This is a genomic window from Gordonia sp. HS-NH1, assembly GCF_001418765.1.
Lineage (GTDB): Bacteria > Actinomycetota > Actinomycetes > Mycobacteriales > Mycobacteriaceae > Gordonia.
In genome coordinates, this window is the sequence record NZ_LIYC01000111.1 from 431 (window position 1) to 913 (window position 483).

Below are 483 nucleotides of genomic sequence, written 5' to 3' on the forward strand. Positions count from 1 at the left end.
TTTACCCCTCAGCCAAGACGCGCACCCGTGACGAATACATTTGACACCGAGCATGACCGACTCTGCCACAGCCGCTTTAGCTGGTAAGGAAACGTGTCAGAGTAGGACGAGTTGTCGGCGCCGAACGTCCGCCGATGTCGCGGACGGCCGATGGTTCGAAGTCAGGCAGAGAGGGAGCCGATCGCTGCTTGCTCGCCGTCGCGGCCACTCCATGTTGCTATCCCTCCGATGAGAACTGCGCCCATGGCGCCTCCCGTGCGGCCGCGGGGCCACTGAATCCCCGTCCGCTCGATCTGGTCCTGCACCAGATTTGCTCAGCCAACAGCTACGGCTTCTTCTCCGGCAGTGGCCAACACCCCTTCACCGGAGTGCCCCATTCCATGAGACATGCCGCCCTCAGGGGTGACGTCGCTTGACAGCCAGACGTAATCCAGCTCGTCATCCTCGCGAATCTGGCGATGCTGACGTGTAAGGGCTCGGGAC